The sequence below is a fragment of the Dellaglioa sp. CoH-57-MRSF-19 genome (assembly GCF_056781975.1).
This window is the reverse complement of the sequence record NZ_JBXAXW010000003.1, coordinates 70,137-90,143: the sequence shown is the minus strand read 5'-3', so window position 1 is coordinate 90,143 and position 20,007 is coordinate 70,137. Positions and strand designations below refer to the sequence as shown.

The following is a 20,007-nucleotide window of genomic DNA, read 5'->3' as shown; positions in this document are numbered from 1 at the left end:
CTGTTTGCAAAAAAAAGGCCAAAAGTAAAATACCTTTGGTCTTCCTCATCTATTATATTAAATTGGTTATTTTTCTAAAATTGTAACTGTTTCAATATGTGTTGTTTGTGGGAATTGATCCACTGGTAAAATTGGTTTTGTAACTTTGTAACCATCATCTAAGAAGCTCTGTAAATCACGAACTAATGTTGAAGGGTTACAACTAATGTAAACAACTTTTTTAGGTTGCATTTTAAGTGTACTTTCAATAAATGCTGGTTCTAGCCCCTTACGAGGAGGATCGACAACTAAAACGTCAGGTCTTAAGTTAGCATGACTCCAGTTTTCCATCCAGTTTTCTGCCATCCCAGTTTCAAAACGAACATTATCAATACCATTAATCTTAGCATTTTCTTTCGCATCTTTAACCGCTGCAGAAACTAATTCTACACCATAGATTTGACGAGCATGTTTTGCCATTGATAATGAAATTGTTCCAATACCACTATAAGCATCAATAACTGTTTCATTACCAGTTAAACCAGCACGTTCAAATGCTGCAGCATATAATTTTTCTGTTTGGACAGGATTAATTTGGTAGAAAGAATGTGGTGAAATTCTAAATGTTAATCCATTTAATTGATCTTCAATATAACCAGGGCCAAATAAAACTTTGTTTTCGCGGCCTAAAATAACATTTGTCTTTTCAGAATTTGTATTTTGAACAATAGTTGTAACCTCAGGTAATGATTCACGGATTGCAGCAGTAATTTCAGTAAACATTGGTAATTTCTTAGAGCGTGTTACTAAGACAATCATCATTTGTTTTGAGTAATGACCACGGCGAACCATAATGTGACGGATAATCCCTTTATGTGCACGTTCGTCATATGCTTCCACATGGAAACGTTGTAAGACATCACGTACAGCTACGATTGCTTTATCAATTTCTTCATCTTGAATTAAAAAATCTTCAATTGCAACAAAATCATGACTGTTTTTCTTGAAGAATCCTGTTTTTAATTCACCAGCAATTTCGCGAACAGGCACTTGTGCTTTATTACGGTAATGGAAAGGATTTTCCATTCCAACAGCATCAGATACTTCAATATCCAAATGCGCTTTTTTCAATAACTCTTGAACTTGTGCTTGTTTGAATTTTAATTGTGCTGGGTATGCTAAATGTTGTAAAGGTGCAATTCCAGTTTGTGTATATGCTGAACCTTTTGTTTCAACACGATCTGGGCTCTCATTACGAAAAGCTAAAACTTTAGCGAAACCAAAGTTCTTGCTAACTTTCATTACACGAATACTAACTTTTTCGCCTGGTAATGCATTTTCAATAAATAATGGGTAGCCATCAACTTTAGCGACACCCATACCTTGATAAGTTAAATCGATAATTTCTGTATCAAATTCTTGGTTCTTTATTACTGGAGGTAGTTTTTTCATTGTTGTCCTTTCGATGTTCCTGCGTATTTACTTTATTCAACCATGTTTAACCCCTAAAAGTCAATAGTTGCCAACTCTAGAAATAAAACAGGATTGAGGCCTTTACCAAGCACCTCAATCCTACTTAATTTCTTAGTTATCTCTTACTTTACTAATTGTACCATTACCGTCAACATCTTCACTATGCATTTCTTGGACTTCTTTTACAAAATGTTCTTCAGCTGTAATTTCGGCAGCCGTACGACCTGACGTAATTGACGTTTCTGGCAATGCATCTGTATTCGCAAAAATTTCGATATGTTGCTTTAAATTTTTGAAAGTCATTGGTGCATCACCACCATATTCACCATCAATATTAATCATCATTTTATTATCGACTGGTTTAGCAATTAATTTAGACGTTTTAACATAAATCACACGTTTATCATTAATATGCTTCCCACCATTTAACACAAGTGCCATTAAATGCAACATTTCGGCGATATTAGTCGCTTTAACAATAAGCAAGGTAAACTTACCGTCATCAAGTGAAGCGTTTGGTACGATTTGTTCAAAGCCACCTACAGAGTTCGTCAATGCTAATAAAAACATTGATGCTTTCCCTTTAAAAATTCCCCCATCATACTCAAGGTTCATTTCAATTGGTTTCATTCTAGGTAACATTTCAGCACCTTTAGCTAAATAAGCCAGATAACCAAAAAGTGATTTAAATTGTGAAGGAACATCATAAGTTAATTCCGTTAATAATCCACCACCAGCGATATTAATGAAATATTTTTCTCCAGCTTGTCCAACATCCATTTTAACTGTGTTACCTTTTGCAATTACTTTTGCAGCAGCAACTGAATCATCCCTAGGTATTTTCAAAGCTCTCGCATAATCATTTGTCGTTCCAGCTGGAATAACACCTATCTTAGGTCGGTGCTTAAGACCAGCAATTCCATTAGCAACTTCATTAATGGTTCCGTCGCCACCAGCAGCAATTACTAAATCAAACCCTGATTTAGCAGCTCTCGTTGCTTCATCTCGAGCTGAATGTTTCTTCGCTGTCGTCGCATAAGCACTAGTTTCATACCCGGCATTTTCAATGATGTCTAGAATACTCACGAGATCACTTTTTAAAGCCTCACGACCGGATGTTGGGTTATAGATAATTCTGGCTCTTTTTCTCATTCCGTTCCTCCACATGAATCTTATTTTAATAAGATTATCTTTGCTTCAATGAGGCCATCAATAATTGATTGACCACATTAGGATTTGCTTGTCCCTGTGTTTGTTTCATGATTTGTCCGATTAAGAATCCAACAGCACGATCTTTACCATTTTTGAAATCTTCAATTGATTGTTCATTGTTATCTAAAATACCATCAATAATGGGTTGTAACTTAGCTGGGTCAGATAATTGAACAAGTCCCTTAGACTCAACCCAAGCTTTAGGTTCGCTACCATTTTTAATAATTTCTTGGAAAACTTTTTTAGCAATCTTACTTGAAATTGTTTCATCAGTAATTAAATTAATCATTCCAGCAAGATTTGCTGGTGTTAATTTAGTATCTTGTAAGTTTAATTTATTTGTATTCATGAACGCATTAACTTCACCCATTAACCAGTTAGCAGCTAACTTAGGATCTGCATCTAACTTAATTGTGTCTTCAAAGAAATCTGACATTTCTTTTGTTTGTGTTAAGACTTCAGCATCATATTCAGGCAAGCCTAATTCACTTGCATAGCGTGTCCGTCGTTTGTCAGGCATTTCGGGAATTGATTCTCTAACTTCTTGAATCCAGTCATCACTAATATGAATTGGTGGAATATCTGGTTCTGGGAAATAACGATAATCGCTAGCCCCTTCTTTGACACGCATCAAAATAGTTGTACCAGTTGGTGCATCAAAACGGCGTGTTTCTTGTTGAACAATACCACCAGACATCAAGACATTTATTTGACGTTTTTCTTCAAATTCAAGTCCTTTACGCACATTTTCAAATGAATTTAAATTTTTCATTTCAGTTTTTGTCCCATAACCGGGTTGGCCAATTGGGTTAATTGAAATATTAACATCAATTCGCATTGATCCTTCTTCCATCTTCACATCAGAAACACCGGTAAATTGAATAACTTGACGTAATTTTTCAAGATATGTGTAAGCTTCTTCAGGTGTTTTGATATCAGGACGTGAAACAATTTCAATCAAAGGTGTTCCTTGACGGTTTAAATCGACATAAGAATAGCCGTTAGGATTATGCGTATTTTTACCCGCATCTTCTTCAACGTGCATTTCTTCAATTCCGATTTTTTTCGTTTCGCCATTAACTTCAATTTCTAAGAAGCCGTTACGACCAATAGGTTCTTCTGATTGTGTGATCTGGTAAGCTTTTGGATTATCAGGATAAAAGTAATTTTTTCGGTCAAAATGGTTATCCTTTGTGATTTCACAATTTAAAGCTAAGGCAGCACGCATTCCGTATTCAATTGCCCCTTTATTGGCAGTTGGTAAAACACCTGGATAACCCCAGTCAATAACGTTGGTATTCGTATTAGGTTCTGCCCCAAAATCAACTTTTGAAGGTGAGAATGCCTTAGAGTTAGTTTTCATTTCAATATGAACTTCAAGTCCAATTGTTGTTTCAAAATTCATTAGTTTTGGCCTCCTAACGTAGGGACTTCTTTATGGAAATCAGTTGCTTGTTCAAATGCGTAACCAGCACGATACATTGTTGCTTCATCGAATGATTTCGCAATTAATTGTAATCCAACTGGTAAGCCATTTGAGAATCCAGCAGGAACTGACATGCCGGGTAGTCCAGCCAAGTTAACTGGAATCGTTAAAATATCATTCATATACATTGTAATTGGGTCTTCAATTTTATCACCAATATTAAATGCTGTATTAGGTGCAGTAGGCCCAATAATCAAATCATAATCATTGAATACATTACGGAAATCATTGCAGATTAAAGTCCGAACTTGAGCTGCTTTCTTGAAGAAAGCGTCATAAGTTCCAGCAGATAATGAGAATGTTCCTAACATAATCCGACGTTTAACTTCATCCCCAAAACCTTCTGAACGAGAACGTACATAAACATCTTCCAAACTCTTAACGTCTTGTGCACGGAATCCATAACGAATACCATCAAAACGTTGTAAATTAGATGATGCCTCAGAAGAAGCTAGAATATAGTAAACGGGCACACCATATTTACTGTTTGGTAAACTAACTTCGTCAACTGTTGCGCCAAGTTCTTCAAACGTCTTAACTGCTTTTTGAATGGCTTCTTTAACACCAGCATCAACACCCTCACCTAAATACTCTTTAGGTAAAGCAATCTTCATTCCTTTAATATCGCCAGTTAATCCAGCAGTAAAATCAGGAACAGCTTGCGCTGAACTCGTTGAATCATGAACATCGTTACCACTGATTGCATTTAAAACAGCAGCGTTATCTTTAACGCCACGTGTGAATGGTCCAATTTGGTCCAAACTTGATGCAAATGCAATTAAACCATAACGTGATACACGACCATAAGTTGGTTTTGTTCCTACGACACCATTAAATGAAGCAGGTTGACGGATAGAACCACCAGTATCTGAGCCTAAAGCAGCAATAACTTCACCTGAAGCAACTGCAGCAGCTGAACCACCTGATGAGCCACCGGGAACCTTCGTTGTATTCCAAGGGTTTTTTGTTGTTTTAAAAGCTGACGTTTCAGTAGAACCACCCATAGCAAATTCATCCATGTTTGTTTTACCAATTGTCACCATTTGTGCTTGGCGCATTTTTTCAATCACTGTTGCATCATATATTGGATTGAAATTTTCTAACATTTTGCTTGCAGCAGTTGTTGTTAAATCCTTTGTCACAATATTATCTTTAACAGCCATTGGTATCCCGGCTAAGACATTATTTGCATCGATACCAGCAGCATCAACAGCCTTAGCTTGGCTAAGTGCCATTTCTTCGTTCATTGCGAGGAAAGCAGAAATCTTTGAATCACGTGCTTTAATTTCAGCAAAGGTTGCCTTCGTTAATTCTTCAGAACTCATTTCTTTATTAACTAATGCGTCATGTAAACTTGATAAATCTTGTTTGAAATAATCCATGCTTAAGCTTCCTCACTTTCATCAATAATTGCTGGCACTTTAATAAGGCCATTTTCACTATCCGGTGCATTTTTAAAGAGTAAGTCTCGATCTGTTCCTTCTTCTGCGACATCTTCACGCATCACATTGAGAACATCTGTAATATGTGTCGTTACTGGAACGCCTGTTGTATCTACTTCTGATAATTGTTCAGCCATTCCGATAATATCATCTAATTGACTGGTAAATAGTTCTAAATCTGTATCACTGAGTTCTAGTTTAGCTAACTCTGAGACATGTTTGACTTCTTCTTTACTAATTGACATTCAAAACCATCCCTTCAAAATTCAAATTAATTTCTTTTTAATAACTGGTAAATACATGCGTATAGTATGTGCTTTCTTTAGCTGTTTTGGCAAGGAAACTTTGCATTGTCCCATCACTACCTTTGATAGTAATGTCAATTGGAATCCCTGATGCTAAATATTTCACGGCCGTTGTTGATAAATATTGAGTGAAACTAATAATCTCTGTTTCACTATAAAATTGAGTTGTAATATTGATGTGCATCCCTGTAATTGCTTTGTTTTTATATTGTACCTGTGCTGTTACACCTGCTAAATTAGGAAAGAAACTTTGAACTTCAGTTTTAAAATTCGTAAATGTCGTTTCATCATTTGTATTAGGTGATGTGGCCGTCGATGTCGTTGGGAACGTATAACTCTTAATTGAAACATCATCCCAATTATCAATCGTCGTTTTACCATTCTTATTCACAGCGTAGGCGTAGAAACTACCGCCAACTAAACTATCGTTTGGTGCTTGCTTGTACATTGCCACCATGATTGGAACGCTATCACTAATTCCTTTGGTTTTACGAAGACGAGCAACCACTTTGTTAGCAGCTTCTTTACCCTTTTCTCTCATTGTTGCATCAGAAATAACGGTTTTATATTCAGCCCCATATTCTTCTTTTTGATAATAATCAACTGAGTTCATTCCGATACCTACCGAGATACCCGAGAGTGATAATTTGCTGCCTTTTTTTGTCATAAAATCTTGTTCTTCAACTTGCTGTACATACATGGGATTACGGTCTGTTTCACCCGTTTTACCATTACTCTTAGGGTTTAATCCGTCTTTATTAGCACTTGATTCACGTCCTAACCAGCTTTGAACAGTCGTTTTTGTTAAATATTGTCCTTCTTGGAAAATATAACTGTCAGTAGCAAATTGATCTTTAGATAAATCTAACAGACCAGATTCAAAACTTTTTAAATTCAAGACATTGTCATTTTGTGTGAGTGCCACACCTCTTGATTTACTTGTTAAATATTTACCATCTTTAATGACACCTTCATAGTTACTATCACTTGTTTGGCCAGTTGTCTGGTAACCAGAACTTGATGTATTTTTAGAGGTTCCCGACGAGCCTGATGAGGCAACATTGCCACAGGCTGCTAAGAAAATTAACGAGAAACTTAACATAAGTCCAATCTTAATTTTTTTCATATGACACTCCTTCCATAACTGAGATAAATTGTTGTTCATCCCAAATTTCAATTTCTAGTTGCTTCGCTTTTGTTAACTTACTTCCAGCATCATGCCCGGCAATTAATAGGTCTGTTTTTTTCGAAACACTACCAACAACAGAAGCACCATTTGCTTCAAGCCATTTTTTAGCATCGCTTCGTTTCAACTGATCAAGTGTTCCCGTTAGGACAACTTTCTTATCCATCACGGGACTACCTTCAGCTAATTCTGCAATTTCAGCAGTTGTTTTGCCTAAAAAGGTTAAGTTAACTTGCGCATTATCCAGTTCATCAATCAATTCACGAACTTGGTCATTGGCAAAATAAGTCACAAGACTATCCGCAATCACCTGTCCGATTGAATCAATGACGAGAATATCTTCGGAAATTGCTGTCATTAATTGATGAATATCTTTAAATTCGGCTGAAACCAATCGAGCAGCCTTAGCTCCAACATGCCGAATTCCTAGTCCAAATAATAAGCGTTCCACTGAATTTTGTCGGCTAATATCAATTGCATTTAATAATTTATTAACCGATTTTTCTTTGAAATTATCTAGCGTTAACAGTTGATCGGCAGTTAACTGATACAATCCTGCAACATCACTAATTAACTTATTTTCAAATAATTGTTCAACAATTTTAGGCCCTAGTCCATCAATATTCATCGCATTTCTAGAAGCAAAATGTGCCAGACTCTCTTTAATGAGTGCGGGACATTTTGGATTGATACAACGTAATGCAACTTCTTCATCCAGATGAACTAATATTGCTCCACAAACTGGGCAGTTCGTTGGCAAACTATACACAACACTGTCTTCTGGTCGTTTATCTAAGACAACTTCAGAAATTTCTGGAATAATATCCCCAGCCTTATGCAACTTAACCGTATCGTTAATTCTAATATCTTTTTGTTTCAGTAAATCCCCATTATGCAATGATGCCCGAGAAACTGTTGTTCCCGCTAACTGCACAGGATTCATGATTGCAGTTGGTGTTACGACACCTGTTCGACCAATCGTCCATTCAATATCTAGAACTTTAGTTTCTTGCTCGTCTGGCGGGAATTTATAGGCAATTGCCCATTTTGGAACTTTAACCGTATTACCAACTTCATCATGAATCGTGAATAAATTTGCTTTAATAACAATACCATCGATATCGTAAGATAAATCATGACGTTTTGCTTGATATTCATTAATGTATGCCGAAATTTCTGTCATATCACTCGTAACACGTGATTCAGTATTTGTTCTAAATCCAAGTTTAGACAAGCGTTTTAACGCATCACTTTGAGTTTTGACATCCGGATCAACTATATAATAGATAAATGTACTCAATTGTCGTTGAGCCGTTTCAGCTGTATTTAATTGTCGTAAACTACCTGCTGCTGCATTCCTAGGATTAGCAAATACCGTTTCTCCAGCTTCCTCGCGACGTTTATTCAACGCAACAAACGCCTTTGTTGGCATGTAACATTCTCCACGAACTTCAATTGAAATGGGTTCCGTCAATGTTAGTGGAATTGATTTGACTGTTTTAAGATTTTCAGTAATATTTTCACCAATTGTGCCATCTCCACGAGTTGATCCTTTAACGAATACACCATTTTCATATGTTAACGAAATGGCCAATCCATCAATTTTGAGTTCAGTATTGTAACTTACCTCAGCATCAACTGATTTTTGTAATCGTTGATCAAATTCCGATAGTTCTTCAATGGAAAAGACATCCCCCAATGAAAGCATTGGTACTTCATGCGAAACTTTTTCAAAACCAGGCAGTACCTGGCCACCAACACGTTGCGTTGGTGAATTAGGTGTCACTAAATTAGGAAAGGCTTTTTCAAGTTCTACTAGTTGTAGGTAGTGTTCATCATAAACATGATCTTCAACTGTTGGCTGATCAAGGACATAATATTGACGCGTCCATTTGATTAAGTCAGTTTTTAATTGATTCACTCTATTAGTTGCTTCTTCCAATGTTATGGCTTGATTTGACAAACTTGAACCCTCCTTTTATTTAGTCCACTTTTTTTGTAATTGGTGCAAAAGCTGTCAACAGACGCTTAATCCCTTGTTCTTTGAAAGCAATATCAAGTTCAGCATCCGAACCTGATCCTGAAACTTTAACGATTGTCCCAGTACCCCAAGCTTTATGTTCCACTTTTTCACCAATACGCCAAACAACTGCATCAGCACCTGTACCATTATCACGTTCAACGGTTTTAGCAGGTCGACGGTATGTTGTCGCCGTCGCACGTTGATTGGAATACGATGAATTACGAGATGGTGCTGCCGTTTGATTATCTAATTCAAGTAATGACTCATCTATTTCACCAATGAAACGTGAAGCTTGATTACTTTGACGACGACCATACAACATTCTTGAAAAAGCATTTGTTAAATATAATTTGCGTTCAGCACGAGTAATTCCGACATATGCTAAACGACGTTCTTCCTCAAGTTGATCATCTTCTAACATGGCACGAGAAAGAGGGAATATGCCTTCTTCCAATCCCATTAAAAAGATAACTGGAAATTCAAGTCCTTTAGCGGCATGTAATGTCATCAATGTGACTTCTTCAGGTTCTTCTTCAATATCATCTTGTGCAGAAACTAGTGCTAAATCAGCTAAGAAATCAACATAACGGTCACTATCATCTTCTTCAGCTTCCCAACGATCATCAAATTGCTGAGTTACAGACAAGAATTCTTCAACGTTTTCAAGTCGCGTTTCATTTTCAATCGTTTTCGTCTTTTTCAAATTAGCTTCATAACCTGATTGTTTTAAAATTTCTTTTGTTAACTCGGTCACATTCAAGAACTCACGCATTTTTTGTAATCCACGAATCATTGTGGCAAATTCTTGTAATGATTTTTCAGCTTTACCAGAAATATTAGCAAGCGCTGAGTTTTCAGCACCTTCAAGCATTGTCCAATTATTCATATCTGAAAATTCACGTAATTTGTCCACACTACTTGCACCGATACCGCGTTTTGGGACATTTACAATACGATCAAAACTCATTGAATCTTGATCATTAGCAATTAAACGAATGTAGCCTAAGATATCTCGAATTTCCAATCGCTCGTAGAATTTGTGTCCACCAACCATTTTGTAAGGAACGCTTGATTTTAAGAATGTCTCTTCAATCACACGAGACTGTGCATTCGTTCGATATAAAATGGCGAAATCACCGTAATTTAAGTGATTATCTTTAATTTGTTCTTGAATTTTTTCAACCACATAATGTGATTCATCATTTTCACTTTGGCCACGGTAGTAAGAAATTTTCTCACCATCTTTATTATCAGTCCAAAGACTCTTATCACTGCGGTTCGTATTATTATCAATAACTGCATTGGCAGCATTCAGAATTGTTTTCGTTGAACGATAGTTTTGTTCCAACTTAACAACATCAGCATCAGGATAATCTTTTTCAAAATTCATAATGTTATCCATGTTTGCCCCACGCCAACCGTAAATACTTTGGTCAGCATCCCCGACGACGCAGAGATTTTTGAAACGTTCAGCTAACATGTTTACTAAGGTATATTGTGCTTCATTAGTATCCTGATATTCATCCACATGGATATATTGAAATTTATTTTGATAAAAAGCCAATGTTTCAGGCTTTTCTTTAAATAAACGGATAGTTAACATAATTAAATCATCGAAATCAACTGCTTGATTTGAGCGTAACTCTTTTTGATATGCCGTATAAACTTTAGCTACCATTTGTTCGAACATACTTGCAGCACGTTCTGCGTATTCTTTTTCTGTTAATAAATCATTTTTTGCATTTGAAATTGCTCCTAAAACGGTTCTTGGGTCAAATTTTTGTGGATCAATATTTTGTTCTTTTAAAATACGTTTTACTAAAGTCTTTTGTTCACCTGGGTCGGCAATTGTAAATGCACGATTATAACCAATTTGGTCAATATCACGTCGCAAAATACGAACACAAAGTGCATGGAATGTTGAAACCCAAACATCTTCTGCCCCTTTGTTAAGTAATTTATTAACACGTTCGCGCATCTCTTTTGATGCTTTATTTGTAAATGTGATTGCTAATACGTTCCATGGATTGATACCTTTTTCTTCAATTAAGTAAGCAACGCGATGCGTTAATACTCGCGTTTTACCACTTCCAGCTCCAGCCATAATTAAGAGTGGTCCCTCTGTTTTTAGGACAGCTTCTTTTTGTTTGTTATTCATTCCGTTCAATAAGCTTTCAGTAGTCAAATTAATCAATCCTCTCTATAAATCAGTCATTATTTATTATAGCAAAAAAACGCCTTAACTTCTTTAATTTTTATGAATATATGTCTCAACTTGTTCATAAAAAAAGACGAACCGATTCAAAACGATTCATCCTTCTAATTTCATTTAATTTGTTGTTTCTTTTTTATCCCAAATGCCTGTATCTTCAATTTGATTCAATGCTTCACGAACTGAATCTGACTGAACCAAAATATGCCCAGCACGATCTAATTTATGATTTTCAGGGTAACGATAAAAATGGTAATACCAATTATTTTTAAGAACCCACTGTGTCTTTAAATCGGCACGTTCTTCTTCTTTTAATGACACCATAACAGTTGGTGCAAGGAATTTCACTTTTGATAGTGGCAATCCACAAATGGCACGTAAATGCTGTTCATACATGCTAACGTTTGTTGCTTTATCAAAAACATACCCTGATTGATGCATAGCGGGCACGACACGTTTAACATAAATTGCACCTGATTTAGTTACAAAGTAGCCAATTTCTAATGCGCCAGTGTAGTCTAGATTTTCCGCAACTTTAATGGCAATTTTATGCATTTCAGCAGAAATTTCTGTATCTAAGTTAGCTGGTACGATTGATTCGTGTAATCGATGATCACGATATTTATTTTCAACAGCTGGGAAAAAATTAATTTCCTTACCATTTTTGATAAGAACCATTGAGATTTCTTGTTCATAAGGAATCCATGATTCTAAAATATAGGTGCCACGTTCAACCAAGTACGCCGCATCTGAAATATCAGTTTGCGTATTGAGAACACTCTGGTAACTTTTACCAAACCCTTTTTGGATTGGTTTTAAAACGCTGGGATACCCAATTGAAAGTACAGAATTATACACATCTTCTAATGATACAATTGTTTCAAAAGGTGGAATATTAATATTTAATTGTTCAAAAAAAGCTCTTTCCAACAAGCGGTCTTGCATAATTTCTAATGCATTATACTTTTGTGGCACATAAGTATATTTTGAAATATATTCAATCACTTCTGAATTAACGTGTTCAGATTCATACGTCACAATATCTGTTCGTTCAGCGAATTCTTTCAATTTATCCTTATCATTCATCTTACCTACAACAGAATAATCTGCTAATTGAAGTGTCTCACTAACTTCATTTTGACTGTATGCTGCGATTTTAAACCCTAAATTTCTTGCAGCCATAGCCAACATTGCACCCGTTGGACTATCTCCGATTATTCCCAATGTACTTCCAGGAAAGATAACTTTTTTTTCCACTATATATTCACTACTTTCTACTTTTGCTTTATACCCTTAATCATACTGTTATCCCGCGGGGCAATCAAGTTTTAACAACCATAATTTAACAATTTTATAAGAAAATAAAAAAGAGCACATTTTGCGCTCTTTTCGTTAATTTAATCTTCAAAATGAACTTGATCACCATCAAATGATGAAATTTTAGCAAGTGATTCTAAACGTACGCCACGTTCATGAATTAATTCGGCACCTTTTTGGAATGATTTTTCAATTACAATTCCAATTCCAGCAATTTCTGCCTTAGCTTCGTCACAAATTTGGAAGAGTCCTTCAGCTGCTTGGCCATTTGCCAAGAAGTCATCAATGATTAAAACACGATCGTTTTCACCTAAAAACTTGTTGGCAACGGCAATTGTATTTTCAACTTTCTTTGTGTACGAGTAAACAGAAGCAGAATATAAATCATTTTGCATCGTAACGCTCTTATTTTTACGTGCGAAGACAACAGGAACATGAAATTGTAACCCAACGAATACTGCTGGGGCAATACCTGATGATTCAACTGTTAAAATTTTAGTAATTTTTTCATTTTTGAATAATTCAGCAAATTCCACACCCATTGCTAACATTAAATCAGGATCAACTTGGTGATTTAAAAATTGATCGACCTTCAATACATCTCCTGGTAATACAATACCATCTTGCATAATTCTGTCTTCTAAAAGTTTCACGTGGGGTACGCTCCTCTTGCTATTTATATTTTTTTGGGTATAAAAATAGCTTTTTCACTTCGGTATAAGTAAAAAAGCTACATTCCGGTTTTGAATGACTTAAGAATAACATAATATAAGGGTAATTTCAATTTGAATCTACTCATTTATCGTTATTATACTTGACATTAATCCCGTTTATTTATCATATTTATCTAAATGATATTGTTTAATGATATCTGTTAATTTTGTACTATAATCATTATCTGTTGCGTACCCATCAACTACTAAAGCTGCTGCTGCATCTTCGTAAGTTGCTGCAGAAAGAACGTCAGCAAATTGTGTTTTATTCCATGTATTTCCATTAGCTAATAATTTCGAATGAGACATAATTGCTTCGTCCCAATCTTTGAAGACGATAAATTTAGCCGTAACCGTCTTCCATGTGCCATCTTTTTCTTGTTCTTTAGTTTTGAAATCTTTTGCACGTGCGCCCGTTCCTTTAATTCCAAATAGGTTATTGTAGTCTTTAGCTAAAGAACTCGTTCCCCAATCAGATTCTAAGATAGCTTGTGCAATTGTAATACTAGAAAAGACTTTATATTTTTTTTGCATTTTTTGTGCTTCAGGTGCTACTTTCTTAATAAATGCTTGTTTTTTAGCTTCTGCTGCTGCTTTTTTTGCTGATTCACTTGCTTCAATTTTTGAGGTTGATAATGACGTCGCAATAGATTCATCTCGAGCAACATTCTTTTTATGAACGTTCATTGAAACAACGACTGTAATAATACCAAGAATTAAAATTAAAACAACAATATTCGCAACTTGAATTTTACCGTTCTTTACAAAAATCCCCCGACCATTTTTCTTTTTCATTAGTACACCCGTCCCTATACATTTAATTGTTTCACTTATTTTACCCTAATTCTATATCTATTACCATCGTATTTTTTCTCTTTTTATTAAATTTCTGTTAAGCTTGAGCTATCTTAAATGAGACAGGAGAACATAATGACAAAAAATTTAAATTGGGGAATTATTGGACTTGGTAACATCGCTCACAGCTTTACAACTTACTTTGATCAACCATTTGGTGAAATCTATGCCGCTGGCTCAAGAAACTTAGAAAAAGCGCAAACTTTTGCTAACGAATTTAATATTCCACATGCCTATGGTAACTATGAAGACTTATTAGCTGATGATGAAATTGACATCGTTTACATTGCGACACCTCACAACTACCATATCGACACAATCTTGGCTGCACTTAAAGCTGGCAAGCACGTCTTAAGTGAAAAAGCAATCACCATGACTAGTGATGAACTTAAACAAGCAACTGATTTAGCTGAAGAAAAAGGCTTGATTTTACAAGAAGCAATGACTATTTATCATATGCCACTTTATAAAAAAATTATTGAAGTAGCTGAAGAAAAAAAATTAGGCAAACTAAAAATGGTCCAAGCCTCATTTGGTAGTTTTAAAGATCCTGATCCAACAAATCGTTTCTTCAATCCTGATTTAGCTGGTGGCGCATTATTAGATATCGGTGTTTATGCATTAGCCTTTGTCCGTCAATTCATGACAGCCACACCAGAAATCACAGGTTCAGCAATGAATTTATTCGAATCAGGTGTTGACGAATCTGAAACGATTAGTTTACAAAATGCCAATAATGAACTCGCAACTGTTGCCTTAACATTCAGAGCTAAAATGCCTAAAATGGGTATTATTGCTTATGAAGGTGGTTACTTTACTGTTTACGATTATCCTCGAGCTAATAAAGCTGCTCTTGTATTATCTGATGGAACAGCTACAGAAATCACTGCCGGCCATACAAAACAAGCCATGAATTATGAAATTAAAGATGTTCAAGATATGGTTTTGGGTAATTTAAATCCTAAACCATTCTTAGAAAAAACAACAGATGTTATGTCAATAATGACACAAGCTCGTGAACAATGGGGCTTTAAATATCCTTTTGAAAAATAAGCTTCATCTGAAAAGTTATCACTAGAAATTGTTGATAACTTTTTTTAATTCCATGCTACACTAAAAGAAAAAGAGTTGGAGTTAATTTTATGAAACGAAAGAAACGTTATATTCAGAATCGAACACGTAATTATCTAATTGGACTTGCTGTCATTTTAGTTGTCTCCCTTTTCAGCGGAAAATTACCTAGTACTGTAAAAGATTTGCTACAAACAAATGGCAATTCAACTTCAGTCAATGTTAAAAATGGGACAGGAACAGCAAATACTAGTTCTATTAATAGTAGCAAGGCCATTAATGGAATTGTGGATAATGGTGCGCCAACCTTTTCAAAAAGTGATCTTGCAGATAATGCCAATGGTTGGATAAAATACGGCGCTCTTGACTCTCTTGGCCGTGCTACTCAGGCCAATGCTCTTTTAGTTAAAGCTTTAGAATCTAGAGGGTCATCAGCAGATTCTTCAATTCGACCAACTGGTTTTGTGTCAGGGCTGTCACCTTATTTTCATTCCCGTGGACATTTAATCGGTCGACAACTTGGTGGTAGTGGTGATAAAAAAGAAAATTTAGCAACATTATATCAAAACCCTGTTAACACACCCTACATGACCAAGTATGAAAACGCAGTTCGTGCAGCAGTTGATAAAGGAGATCATGTCCGTTATCAGGTAACACCAATTTTTTCTGGTAAGTCACTTTTCCCTAAAGCAATTCAAATGCAAGGTAAAAGTACAACTTCTTGGGGCAATATTAAATTTAATGTTACTATTTTGAATAAACGTTAATTCAAAGGAGTGTGTTATTCATGTTCACAGAATTAAAAAGTCAACTGATAGATTCAGCACCACAAACGCTACAACAATTATTACTTAATTCAAATATCCGTCAGACAAATGATGGCTATTTACAATTTCCTGGCAGCTCACTTCAAACACAATTTTTAGAAACAATGAACTTCTTAAAAACACCTGATACTATCTCTTTGAACTGGGATGACGTTTGTATCTTAGGTCAGACAATTGATGGTGATTATCTAGCAGGTGATCACTATTCAACAACCTTTTTTATTCCTAGTAGTCTGCTAGCAGATGATACTGAAATTCATCATATGCCTATAATCGACGCATTAATTGCACTAGAAAATGGAACATTAGATTCTAAAATTATTTCTAAATTCAACTAAAAAAAGTTATTAACAGCGAAATATCATTCGTTGTTAATAACTTTTTTATTTTTACCTATTAGCATCGTGTATTTTGTTCTCTAACTTTTCCGAACTATTTTTTGTAAAGGTCTTGCTATCAATGGCGCAACAATCCCTGCTAAAATCATCTCTGGAATACCGTTTGTGACAACTAGTCCCATAATATATGGTAATAATTGTGCCATATCAACTTTATAAAAATTAGCTGCTTGCCCATGATATAAAAGATAGATAAGGCCTAAAACTAAAACCGTATTAACCAATGAACCAAAAACAGAGGCAATAATCATGGCTAACGTTTTGTTTTTCCACCATTTATATAAAAAGTAAAAAATGACTGCTGTCACAATTCCAATTAAAATTCTTGGCACAATTGCTATAAGTGGATTTGTAAAAACAATGGGTGCAAGTGGACTAGTTGGCGACACAAACGCCCTGATAAATGTGATTAATCCCCAGACACCACCGATAAATGCACCATCTTTCCAGCCAAACACTAAAGCAGCAACAATCACCGTGATATGAATGGTTGTGATGCTTAAGGGGCCAACAGGGATGTAACCAAATAATGGCACAAAATTTTGAACAATAATGATTGAAATAAATAACGCCAAAATACTCATATGATATGTTTTATTATTAGTTTTCATCTACTTACTCCTACAAATTTAATCATTTCACTTCCGTTCCCTTATTATAACCGATTTAACGATTGTTACCATTTAATATGCAAAAAAATAGAACGTCACTAATTATAGAGGTAATCAGTGACGTTCTATTTTAAATAAATTTTATATTACATGAATGAGATAAGGGTCGTTAAAACAGGAACAACAATGATGAACAAGATTGTACTTGTTGTAACAATGTTTGTTGCGTATTTAACGTCTCCATGTGCTTCATTAGCTAAGATTGGTAATACGGCTAACATTGGTGTAGCTGATTGAACAATCAAAGTTTTTTGTAATAATGGTGCTAAATCTGCACCAGTTAAATGTGTACCTAAAAGAATAACAGCGATTAAAATGATTGGTGATAAAATAAAACGTCCAAGTAATGCAACGACTGTATCACGATCAAATCTGATACTCTTCAAACCGGCTTTAGCTAACACAATACCAATATAGATTAATGATAATGGTGTAACTAATCCACCAACATAACCTAATGTTTGGCTAATAAAATCAGGAACTGGAATTGCAAGAACCAAGAAGATTAATGCAACGATGAACCCAACAAGTGGCATTGGGATTACTTTAGCCCAGTTAATTTTCTTTTTCGTTTTATCTGATTTGTCTTTTGTTGGATCATCATTTGAAATTAAGAAAACACCAAATGCCCATGTTGAAACTGTATTAATAATATAGTAAACAAGGAAATATGAGATACTCTTATCGCCAAACAACGCAATATTTAAAGGTAAACCAATGAAAATTGTATTTGCATTAACAACGGCATTCATGAAGATACCACGACGACCAGGTTTGATGTTCAAGATATGAACAAGTGCCCATGCAATTAAGTAACCGATAATAACAGCAATTGCTGGGTAGAGTAAACTACCTGACAATGCAGCTAATTGATCACGTTTTAAATATTTTAAAACAGAAACGAAAATTGAAGCTGGTAAAGCAATTTTTGTAATTAATGATGAGATATTGCCACCAAATGAATCAGCGAACCAACCTTTAACTTGTAAAATGTATCCAAGTACCATCATCAAAACAACAACTAGAACACTTTGAATTGATTGGAAAAATACCATAATTAATTGTCCTTCTCTCTACGCTTTTTTTAGTATTTAGGTGTCCATTTCATATCTGAGACAGCCTTTTTAACATCTGTAATTGCTTCTTTGTTTAATTTTTGGTCAACAACACTTTGGGCAACTACTTCAGCAATTGTTTGTGAGAATTCTGCTAAATGTGTTACTGGTGGTAATACGGCAGCACCAACGGCTGTAGTATCAACGATTCCACCTAAAGCATGACTAGCTTGTGATAAGATTTCGCCATTAACTCTTGAAGATGTTGAAGCGATAATCCCAAATCCAAGACCTGGGTACATAAGTGCGTTGTTTGCTTGACCAATTTGGTAAGTAACACCTTTGTAATCAACATTATCAGCTGGAATACCAGTAGCAACTAAAGCTTTACCATCAGTCCATGCAATCAAATCTTCAGCCTTAGCTTCTGCTAATTTTGTAGGGTTTGATAATGGGAAGATGATTGGACGTTCAACATGTGAAGCCATGTCTTGAACAATTTCTTTTGTAAATGTACCAGGTTGTGTAGATGTACCAATCATAACAGTTGGTTGAACAGCTTTAACAACAGCTTCTAAAGAAGTTAATTCATCAGCATTAGCAAATTCTGAACGTTTATGCGTAAATTCTTTTTGGCCAGGTGTTAAGTCTTCTGTATCATCAAATAACAATCCTTGTTTATCAACTAAGAAGAAACGTTTGCGAGCATCTTCTTCTGAAACACCAGCGCGTTTCATTTCGTCCATAATTTGGTTAGCAATTCCGACACCAGCAGTACCAGCACCATAAGTAATAACTGTTTGGTCAACAATTGAACCTTTAGTGATACTTAGAGCACCTAAGATACCAGCTAAAACAACAATCCCTGTACCTTGGATATCATCATTAAATGTTGTGATTTCGTTTTGATATTTTTCAAGAATATTAGCAGCATTTGAACGGCCAAAATCTTCCCAATGTAATAACAATTCTGGGAACAAGTTCTTTGTACTTTGGACAAAGCCATCAACGAAGTCATAGTATTTGTCACCAGTTACACGTTCATGTTTGTTACCAAGGTATAATGGATCATTCAATAATGTTTCATTATTTGTTCCAGCATCAATAGAAACTGGTAAAACTTGTGAAGGATCAATTCCAGCAGCAGCTGTATAAACCATTAATTTACCAATTGCGATATCAACACCGTTGACACCCCAATCGCCCATACCTAAAATACCTTCAGCATCTGTCACAACGACTAAACGAATGTCACGTCCTGCAGCAGCATTTTTTAATGTTGCTTCGATATCTTCTGGATGATCAATTGATAAGAATGCAGCGTTTTGTGGATTTACATAAATTTCGTTGTATTCTTCGATTGAATCAGCAACAACTGGATCATAAACAACTGGCATAAATTCAGCCACATGTTGTCCCATTAAGTAGAAAAATAGTGTACGGTTTTCATTGAATAATTCCATTAAGAAATGGCGTTTTTCAAGACCAGTTTCTTTACTTAAATATTGTGCGTAGTTTTGTGTTGCTTGTTCTTCAATTGTTTGAACTTTAGCTGGTAACATACCAATAAGTCCTAATTCACGACGTTCTTCCATTGTAAATGCTGTACCTTTATTTACAAATGGGTTATTTAACATATCTTGTGCTTTTGTCATCATTAATTCCTCCATTATTTTTTTATATTTTATTTTCTCTTTAACTTACAAGAGCAAGAATACACCCCTTTAAAAATTATAGTCAAACATGTGTTATACTATAAATATTATTTATATGAGGATTATA

At 35.2% G+C, this 20,007-nt stretch carries 17 protein-coding genes; 3 read left to right on the top strand and 14 right to left on the bottom strand.

Annotated features, from left to right (window positions below):
• Positions 1-66: 66 nt before the first annotated feature.
• The 11 genes from rlmD to AC1RO3_RS04125 all read right to left on the bottom strand — a co-directional run bounded on the left by rlmD (position 67) and on the right by AC1RO3_RS04125 (position 14,143).
• The gene (rlmD, locus tag AC1RO3_RS04175; protein WP_481761569.1) at positions 67-1,431 is read right to left on the bottom strand and encodes a 23S rRNA (uracil(1939)-C(5))-methyltransferase RlmD; all 1,365 of its coding nucleotides are present in this window, start codon (positions 1,429-1,431) and stop codon (positions 67-69) included.
• Positions 1,432-1,563: 132 nt separating this feature from the next.
• Entirely contained in the window at positions 1,564-2,604 is a 1,041-nt protein-coding gene (locus tag AC1RO3_RS04170; protein ID WP_481761570.1) for a diacylglycerol kinase, read from the bottom strand.
• A gap of 34 nt (positions 2,605-2,638) precedes the next feature.
• Complete coding sequence (gene gatB / locus AC1RO3_RS04165; RefSeq protein ID WP_481761571.1) at positions 2,639-4,069, bottom strand: Asp-tRNA(Asn)/Glu-tRNA(Gln) amidotransferase subunit GatB; 1,431 nt, start codon at positions 4,067-4,069, stop codon at positions 2,639-2,641.
• Complete coding sequence (gene gatA / locus AC1RO3_RS04160) at positions 4,069-5,532, bottom strand: Asp-tRNA(Asn)/Glu-tRNA(Gln) amidotransferase subunit GatA (protein WP_481761572.1); 1,464 nt, start codon at positions 5,530-5,532, stop codon at positions 4,069-4,071. The genes gatB and gatA overlap by 1 nt, the downstream gene beginning before the upstream one ends.
• A 2-nt stretch (positions 5,533-5,534) precedes the next feature.
• Positions 5,535-5,837, bottom strand: a complete 303-nt coding sequence (gene gatC, locus AC1RO3_RS04155) for an Asp-tRNA(Asn)/Glu-tRNA(Gln) amidotransferase subunit GatC (RefSeq protein ID WP_409022077.1) — start codon at positions 5,835-5,837, stop codon at positions 5,535-5,537.
• Positions 5,838-5,874: 37 nt separating this feature from the next.
• Positions 5,875-7,023, bottom strand: coding sequence for a CamS family sex pheromone protein (locus AC1RO3_RS04150; protein WP_481761573.1), 1,149 nt, complete (start codon positions 7,021-7,023; stop codon positions 5,875-5,877).
• Positions 7,010-9,031 carry an NAD-dependent DNA ligase LigA gene (ligA, locus tag AC1RO3_RS04145; protein ID WP_481761630.1) on the bottom strand — a complete coding sequence of 674 codons (2,022 nt, stop codon included), beginning with the start codon at positions 9,029-9,031 and terminating at the stop codon, positions 7,010-7,012. Before ligA ends, AC1RO3_RS04150 begins: the two co-directional genes overlap by 14 nt.
• Positions 9,032-9,065: 34 nt before the next feature.
• Positions 9,066-11,291 (bottom strand): DNA helicase PcrA, encoded by a 2,226-nt coding sequence (pcrA, locus tag AC1RO3_RS04140; RefSeq protein WP_481761574.1) that lies wholly within the window; start codon positions 11,289-11,291, stop codon positions 9,066-9,068.
• 144 nt (positions 11,292-11,435) lie between these two features.
• On the bottom strand, positions 11,436-12,575 hold the full coding sequence (locus AC1RO3_RS04135) for a 5-(carboxyamino)imidazole ribonucleotide synthase (RefSeq protein ID WP_481761575.1): 1,140 nt from the start codon (positions 12,573-12,575) through the stop codon (positions 11,436-11,438).
• A gap of 140 nt (positions 12,576-12,715) precedes the next feature.
• Complete coding sequence (locus AC1RO3_RS04130) at positions 12,716-13,288, bottom strand: xanthine phosphoribosyltransferase (RefSeq protein WP_409022073.1); 573 nt, start codon at positions 13,286-13,288, stop codon at positions 12,716-12,718.
• 177 nt (positions 13,289-13,465) lie between these two features.
• On the bottom strand, positions 13,466-14,143 hold the full coding sequence (locus AC1RO3_RS04125; protein ID WP_481761576.1) for a glycoside hydrolase family 73 protein: 678 nt from the start codon (positions 14,141-14,143) through the stop codon (positions 13,466-13,468).
• Between the two features lie 135 nt (positions 14,144-14,278).
• On the opposite strand from AC1RO3_RS04125, the gene AC1RO3_RS04120 reads away from it, so the two are divergent.
• The 3 genes from AC1RO3_RS04120 (at position 14,279) to AC1RO3_RS04110 (ending at position 16,439) form a co-directional block, all read left to right on the top strand.
• Complete coding sequence (locus AC1RO3_RS04120) at positions 14,279-15,256, top strand: Gfo/Idh/MocA family protein (protein WP_481761577.1); 978 nt, start codon at positions 14,279-14,281, stop codon at positions 15,254-15,256.
• An 89-nt stretch (positions 15,257-15,345) separates the two neighbouring features.
• A complete protein-coding gene (locus tag AC1RO3_RS04115; protein ID WP_481761578.1) occupies positions 15,346-16,041 on the top strand; it encodes a DNA/RNA non-specific endonuclease in 696 nt (231 codons plus the stop codon).
• A gap of 20 nt (positions 16,042-16,061) precedes the next feature.
• Positions 16,062-16,439, top strand: coding sequence for a hypothetical protein (locus AC1RO3_RS04110; protein WP_481761579.1), 378 nt, complete (start codon positions 16,062-16,064; stop codon positions 16,437-16,439).
• Positions 16,440-16,519: 80 nt separating this feature from the next.
• Here the strand turns inward: AC1RO3_RS04110 and AC1RO3_RS04105 are convergent, their stop codons facing one another.
• From AC1RO3_RS04105 to AC1RO3_RS04095, 3 genes are all read right to left on the bottom strand, one after another.
• Entirely contained in the window at positions 16,520-17,110 is a 591-nt protein-coding gene (locus tag AC1RO3_RS04105) for an ECF transporter S component (protein WP_409022067.1), read from the bottom strand.
• A 146-nt stretch (positions 17,111-17,256) separates the two neighbouring features.
• The gene (locus AC1RO3_RS04100) at positions 17,257-18,225 is read right to left on the bottom strand and encodes an AEC family transporter (RefSeq protein WP_409022066.1); all 969 of its coding nucleotides are present in this window, start codon (positions 18,223-18,225) and stop codon (positions 17,257-17,259) included.
• A 29-nt stretch (positions 18,226-18,254) separates the two neighbouring features.
• Positions 18,255-19,895, bottom strand: a complete 1,641-nt coding sequence (locus AC1RO3_RS04095) for a malolactic enzyme (protein ID WP_481761580.1) — start codon at positions 19,893-19,895, stop codon at positions 18,255-18,257.
• Positions 19,896-20,007: the final 112 nt, after the last annotated feature.

Coding starts and splice junctions, on each gene's coding strand:
- rlmD (WP_481761569.1), bottom strand. CDS start 1,431: ATGAAAAAACTACCTCCAGTAATAAAGAACCAAGAATTTGATACAGAA.
- AC1RO3_RS04170 (WP_481761570.1), bottom strand. CDS start 2,604: ATGAGAAAAAGAGCCAGAATTATCTATAACCCAACATCCGGTCGTGAG.
- gatB (WP_481761571.1), bottom strand. CDS start 4,069: ATGAATTTTGAAACAACAATTGGACTTGAAGTTCATATTGAAATGAAA.
- gatA (WP_481761572.1), bottom strand. CDS start 5,532: ATGGATTATTTCAAACAAGATTTATCAAGTTTACATGACGCATTAGTT.
- gatC (WP_409022077.1), bottom strand. CDS start 5,837: ATGTCAATTAGTAAAGAAGAAGTCAAACATGTCTCAGAGTTAGCTAAA.
- AC1RO3_RS04150 (WP_481761573.1), bottom strand. CDS start 7,023: ATGAAAAAAATTAAGATTGGACTTATGTTAAGTTTCTCGTTAATTTTC.
- AC1RO3_RS04125 (WP_481761576.1), bottom strand. CDS start 14,143: ATGAAAAAGAAAAATGGTCGGGGGATTTTTGTAAAGAACGGTAAAATT.
- AC1RO3_RS04120 (WP_481761577.1), top strand. CDS start 14,279: ATGACAAAAAATTTAAATTGGGGAATTATTGGACTTGGTAACATCGCT.
- AC1RO3_RS04115 (WP_481761578.1), top strand. CDS start 15,346: ATGAAACGAAAGAAACGTTATATTCAGAATCGAACACGTAATTATCTA.
- AC1RO3_RS04110 (WP_481761579.1), top strand. CDS start 16,062: ATGTTCACAGAATTAAAAAGTCAACTGATAGATTCAGCACCACAAACG.
- AC1RO3_RS04105 (WP_409022067.1), bottom strand. CDS start 17,110: ATGAAAACTAATAATAAAACATATCATATGAGTATTTTGGCGTTATTT.
- AC1RO3_RS04100 (WP_409022066.1), bottom strand. CDS start 18,225: ATGGTATTTTTCCAATCAATTCAAAGTGTTCTAGTTGTTGTTTTGATG.
- AC1RO3_RS04095 (WP_481761580.1), bottom strand. CDS start 19,895: ATGGAGGAATTAATGATGACAAAAGCACAAGATATGTTAAATAACCCA.